This window comes from Thiocystis minor, from assembly GCF_016653465.1.
GTDB classification, from domain to species: domain Bacteria; phylum Pseudomonadota; class Gammaproteobacteria; order Chromatiales; family Chromatiaceae; genus Chromatium; species Chromatium minus.
In genome coordinates this window covers 1-5,259 of the sequence record NZ_NHSQ01000006.1, presented here as the reverse complement: position 1 = coordinate 5,259, position 5,259 = coordinate 1, and the positions used below count along the sequence as shown (strand labels likewise).

The following is a 5,259-nucleotide window of genomic DNA, read 5'->3' as shown; positions in this document are numbered from 1 at the left end:
GCTTGTTACGTTCGATCCGGGGATCTTCCAGGGACGCAAAATGCTCAAGAAGGCTGGCTGACATGAGAAACTCCGATAGTCGTTTCTCGCGATCATCCGTCAACTACCCGAAAAACGGAATGTTTAAGCGCGCTCGCCCTGTCCTGACGCGGGATCAACGGGTTTCGGTCGGATCCCGATTGTAGCGATCCTCGAAACGCACGATGTCGTCTTCGCCGAGATAACTGCCGGACTGGACCTCGATCAGCTCCAACATGATGCTGCCGGGATTTTCCAGCCGATGCGTGGTGCCGACCGGGATGTAGGTGGACTGATTCTCCGTGAGCAGAAAGGATTTGCCGTCGCAGGTGACGCGCGCGGTGCCCGAGACCACAACCCAGTGCTCGGCCCGGTGATGGTGCATCTGGAGCGAGAGCGATTCGCCCGGTTTGACGATCAGCCGCTTGACCTGATAACGCGGCCCCTGTCCGATGGACTCGTAGGAGCCCCAGGGCCGATGGACCTGCTGATGATGACGATGCTCGTTGCGCTGCTCGCGCTGGAGAAACTGGGTGACGGCCTTCACGTCCTGCGCGCTATCTTTGGTGGCGACCAGCACCGCGTCGGGCGTCTCCACCACGATCAGATCGTTGACGCCGATCGCCGCCACCATCCGATGCTGGGCCATCAGCAGATTGTTGTGGGCATTGTGCACGAAGGCATCGCCCGTCAGCACATTCCCCGCCGCGTCCTGTTCGCGGACCTCCCAGAGCGCCGACCAGGCGCCGACATCGGACCAGCCGACATCGAGCGGCACCACCACCGCCGGGGGCAGATCGGCGGCGGCGCCATCCGACAGATGTTCCATGACCGCATAGTCGATGGAGTCGCTGGGACAGGCGCCGAAGAGATCGGGATCGAGACGCAGAAAGGCGCCATCGATCTTGGCGCCGGCGAAGGCCGCGGTCGCGGCCTGCGCGATGTCGGGTCGAAAGCGCTCGATCAGGCTCATCCAGAGTGAGGCCTTGAGTACGAATATACCGCTGTTCCAGAGATAGTCGCCGGAGGCCAGATAGCCTTGCGCGGTCTCGGCATCGGGTTTTTCCACGAATCCGGCCAGGCCATAGGCGCAGCCCGCGAGTCCCTCCGAGGGGTGGGGCTGTCCCTGACGGATATAACCGTAGCCGGTCTCGGGTTTGCTCGGCACGATCCCGAAGGTCACCACGGCGCCCTGTCGGGCAATCACGCAGGCATCGGCCACGGCCGCGCGGAAACCGGGTTCATTGCGGATGGTATGATCCGCCGGCATGACTAGCAGGATGGGATCGTCGCCCGCCTGGGTGGCGGCGAGCGCGGCCAGCGTCAACGCGGGCGCAGTATTGCGGCCCTTGGGTTCGAGGAGGATCCCGGCGGGATGCCGTCCGATGAGACGCATCTGTTCGGCGACCAGGAAACGATGCGCCTCGTTGCAGACCACCAGCGGGTCGGTTTGTCCGATCGCCTGACGCGGGTGTTCCTCGTCCAGTCCGTCGAGACGCCGCACGGTCTCTTGGAAGAGCGTGTGCTCGCTAGTCAGGGGCAGAAACTGTTTCGGATAGGCTTCGCGGGACATCGGCCAGAGCCGGGTACCGGAACCGCCAGATAGAATCACAGGTTGTAGTGGCATTGCGGGTGACCTGATCCGTGGAGTTGAACGGGAAAATCGTGCAATTGCGTCCGGCGGGAGAGGCTGTGTTTACCTGTCGGCTTGTCCCGGCCTGAACGCACGGGCAGTCACTCGGAACGCGGTTTCGATTAGAACAACCTAACCCTTCGCGGTCAAACACAGACGAGAGGATGCTGACACGATGAACCCTGAACTGACTCTATTGGCTCGGCTGCTGCGCGACACCGCCGCGACCGAAATCATGCCGCGCTGGCACCGCACGCGCGTCGACAGCAAGGCCGATGGCAGCCTGGTCACTGCGGCGGATCTGGCGGCGCAGACCCATCTCGCCGAAGCCCTCGCGCGCGCCTTTCCCGCAATCCCCTTGTTGGGGGAGGAGATGAGCGAGTCCGAGCAGGAACGCCTGCTCGCCGCCGCCGACCGTGGCGTCTGGGTGCTCGATCCGCTGGACGGAACCAGTAACTATGCCTGCGGTTATCCTGGATTCTCGATCTCGCTGGCCCTGTTCGAGCAGGGCCAGGCGGTGCTGGGCGCGATCCTCGACCCGGTGCGCGATGAGTGTTTCACCGCCGCCCGCGGTCAGGGCGCCTGTCTCAACGGAGAACCGATCCGGCCCTTCGCGTCCGGCCCGGAACTGGGCGACTGTCTGGCCATGATCGATCTGAAGCGGCTGCCGCCCCAATCGCTGGCCGCGCTCTTTCGCCCCGGCGGCTTCCGCTCGCAACGCAATCTCGGGTCGGTGGCGCTGGACTGGTGCTGGCTGGCGTCCGGACGCTTTCAGCTCTATCTGCATGGCGGTCAGCGACTCTGGGACTATGCCGCGGGTCGTCTGATCGCGGACGAGGCTGGCGCGGCCTCGCGTCAGTATCGAAGGGACGGCGTCACGCCGACCGAAGGGCTGACGCTGGAATCCCAACTTGCCATCGCGGCCGCCACTGAGGAGTTGCTGGAACGCTGGCTTGCCTTTGTCGATCTGCCCTTGAAAGGGGCCTGAATTATCATCCGTACCCGCGGAATCAGGTTGATTCGCCCGTCGCCGCCCTCAGTTTCGCGGGAACAGAATACGTCCGGGCGACGATCGCGCCGCCCACCGATGCAACCTGAGGTATTTCCTGATGAGTCATGACCCCAGCGGTCTCGACATGGACCTCTCCAGCGGCATTGCCGCCTTCGAGTCCAAACAATTCTCCCGGGCCACGGGCCTGCTGTCTCCGCTCGCCGAACAAGGCAACGTTGAGGCGCAGTACCGCATGGCGATCATGGCCCAGAACGGGCTTGGCATGCTGCCGAATCCGCTGTTGGCCTACAGTTACATGAAGGCCGCCGCCACCGCCGGTCTCGGACTTGCGCAGCATGGTCTGGCCTTCATGTACATGCAGGGCGAATGCACCGACAAGAATCCGGCCAAGGCCATCGAATGGTTCAAAAAAGCCGCCGAGCAAGGGCTCGTCGGATCGCTCACGACGCTGGCGCTGATGTACGAAGAGGGCCACGGCGTGGAGAAAGATCAGGAAGAGGCCAACCGGCTCTATCGGCTGGCGGGATTTGACGAACGCTGACCGTCTGAACCATTGGCGTAAACCTGCGTAGTCAGGCCTTCTGGGCAGGAAGCCCTGGCTACGCAAAACTGATCGGCGATGAGGAATCGCCCACCAGGGATACCATTTCACTCGGCACAAGTGTATATTTTCCGACTGCGTTGCCGGGGTGGCGAAATTGGTAGACGCATCAGACTCAAAATCTGACGGGGGCGACCCCATGCCGGTTCGATTCCGGCCCTCGGTACCAATAAAGACAAGGGGTTAGGCGAAAGCCTGACCCCTTTTTCTTTAGCCCCAATGCCTGTGGCGCACTCACGGCGCACTTACCCGCAACACTCCGCGACAAAGCACATCCGGCCCACCCGGATTTTGCGACCCCGTCTGCACCTCCGAGACACAGGCTCAAGCAATACCAATCAGGCTCGTCGGAATCCAGTTTTTACGGGCGAATGCGCCACAAGTGCGCCACGGATTTATGGCGCACTGAATAAAGTGTTTTTACCCAATAGCATGAGACATTTGTTCATCAGATTTCATATCTGATGTTGGTATTTTTTGCCGTTTGTCGTAAGCTTTTGCTGTAGTCGAACAGGCCCCGAATCGGCTGGTACCCGACCCGAGGCCCTGACCACCACCCGACCTGAAGAAGAGGCCCGGCAATGGCTATCCCTAAGTATATCGCCCACAACTGTTCGACCATGGGAGAGTGACCCATGGCCACCATCACCGAACGCACCGACAGCACCGGCGCCACCAGCTATCGCGTCGAGGTTCGATTGAAAGGCCATCCGGCGCAGCGCGCCACCTTCACCCGCAAGACCGACGCCAAGAAGTGGGCGCAGCAGACCGAGGCCGCGATCCGCGAAGGCCGGCACTTCAAGACCATCGAGTCTCGTCGACACACCTTGTCGGATTTGATCGATCGTTACATCCGGGATGTCCTGCCCAGGCCGCCCCGGAAGTCCAGGCGACCCCGCAGTGCGCGAAGTATTGCCATCATCAAGTCACAGCTTGAGTGGTGGCGAGGCGAGTTGGGACTCTATACCCTCGCCGATCTTACGCCCGCTAAGATCGTCGAAGCGCGTGACAAACTCGCCCGCACCATCAAGCGGGATGGGCAGCCCATATCCTCTTCGACCGTGGTTCGCTATATGGCGCCACTGTCCCATGCCTTCGGTATCGCGGTCCGTGAGTGGGGCTGGATCGACGACTCGCCCATGCGGAAAGTGGAGCGTCCCACCGAACCGGATGGGCGTGTGCGGTTCCTCTCCGACGAGGAACGTGAGGCGCTGCTGATTGCCTGCCGTGAATCCCGTAACCCCTGGCTGAACACGGTTGTTGTCCTGGCCTTATCCACCGGGATGCGCAAAGGAGAACTGATGGGTCTTCGCTGGACTGACGTGGATTTGCCAAGAGGTCGGATTACCTTGCGTGCAACCAAGAACGGCGAGACTCGCGTGGTTCCACTGACTGGTCCTGCCCTTGCCTTGCTAAAGGAGCACGCCAAGATCAAGCGACTGGATACCGATTTGGTCTTTCCAGGACAGGCACGCGCCCCAAGCCCCGTGCAACCCGTCGACCTTCGGGCCGCATGGGAAGCGGCACTCAAGCGGGCGGAGATCAAGAATTTCCATTTTCACGACCTTCGCCACACGACTGCCTCCTATCTCGCCATGAACGGCGCCAGCCTCGCCGAGATCGCCGAAGTCTTGGGCCACAAGACCCTGGCCATGGTAAAGCGCTATGCGCACCTAAGCGAGGCCCACACGGCTTCGGTGGTGGAGAGAATGAACGCGAGGTTCCTCTCATGACGGTCGACTGGTCTCTGTACGAACGACCCTGCTATACCATTGCGGAGATCGTGCGCTATTGGTGTGAACTGCCCGATCAGAAGAACCTGTCTCTCAATCCAAGGACACGCCTACCGCTGGCTGACCCCGACTACCTGTAGCGGCCTGCAAACATCCGCGGCCCGACCTGCAAACATCGCAATTTTCGACCCGAATTAACTGCAAATATCGGGGATCCAGGACCCGGATTATTTGCCAACGAACCCAGATTATTTGCAAACAG

At 61.4% G+C, this 5,259-nt stretch carries 5 protein-coding genes and 1 tRNA gene; 5 read left to right on the top strand and 1 reads right to left on the bottom strand.

Annotation, left to right across the window (positions count from 1 at the left end; genetic code table 11):
* Nucleotides 1-154 precede the first annotated feature (154 nt).
* The gene (locus CCR95_RS00300; RefSeq protein ID WP_201090840.1) at nt 155-1,645 is read right to left on the bottom strand and encodes a mannose-1-phosphate guanylyltransferase/mannose-6-phosphate isomerase; all 1,491 of its coding nucleotides are present in this window, start codon (nt 1,643-1,645) and stop codon (nt 155-157) included.
* 181 nt (nt 1,646-1,826) lie between these two features.
* Between CCR95_RS00300 and CCR95_RS00295 the strand changes: the two genes are divergently transcribed.
* The 5 genes from CCR95_RS00295 to CCR95_RS00275 all read left to right on the top strand — a co-directional run bounded on the left by CCR95_RS00295 (nt 1,827) and on the right by CCR95_RS00275 (nt 5,137).
* Complete coding sequence (locus CCR95_RS00295) at nt 1,827-2,639, top strand: inositol monophosphatase family protein (protein ID WP_201090839.1); 813 nt, start codon at nt 1,827-1,829, stop codon at nt 2,637-2,639.
* 121 nt (nt 2,640-2,760) lie between these two features.
* Entirely contained in the window at nt 2,761-3,204 is a 444-nt protein-coding gene (locus CCR95_RS00290; protein ID WP_201090838.1) for a tetratricopeptide repeat protein, read from the top strand.
* A 142-nt stretch (nt 3,205-3,346) separates the two neighbouring features.
* Nucleotides 3,347-3,433: transfer RNA gene (locus tag CCR95_RS00285), tRNA-Leu, on the top strand.
* Nucleotides 3,434-3,899: 466 nt separating this feature from the next.
* Nucleotides 3,900-4,997 carry a tyrosine-type recombinase/integrase gene (locus tag CCR95_RS00280; protein ID WP_201090837.1) on the top strand — a complete coding sequence of 366 codons (1,098 nt, stop codon included), beginning with the start codon at nt 3,900-3,902 and terminating at the stop codon, nt 4,995-4,997.
* Nucleotides 4,994-5,137 carry a hypothetical protein gene (locus CCR95_RS00275; protein ID WP_201090836.1) on the top strand — a complete coding sequence of 48 codons (144 nt, stop codon included), beginning with the start codon at nt 4,994-4,996 and terminating at the stop codon, nt 5,135-5,137. Before CCR95_RS00280 ends, CCR95_RS00275 begins: the two co-directional genes overlap by 4 nt.
* The last annotated feature ends 122 nt before the right edge of the window (nt 5,138-5,259 follow it).

Coding starts and splice junctions, on each gene's coding strand:
- CCR95_RS00300 (WP_201090840.1), bottom strand. CDS start 1,645: ATGCCACTACAACCTGTGATTCTATCTGGCGGTTCCGGTACCCGGCTC.
- CCR95_RS00295 (WP_201090839.1), top strand. CDS start 1,827: ATGAACCCTGAACTGACTCTATTGGCTCGGCTGCTGCGCGACACCGCC.
- CCR95_RS00290 (WP_201090838.1), top strand. CDS start 2,761: ATGAGTCATGACCCCAGCGGTCTCGACATGGACCTCTCCAGCGGCATT.
- CCR95_RS00280 (WP_201090837.1), top strand. CDS start 3,900: ATGGCCACCATCACCGAACGCACCGACAGCACCGGCGCCACCAGCTAT.
- CCR95_RS00275 (WP_201090836.1), top strand. CDS start 4,994: ATGACGGTCGACTGGTCTCTGTACGAACGACCCTGCTATACCATTGCG.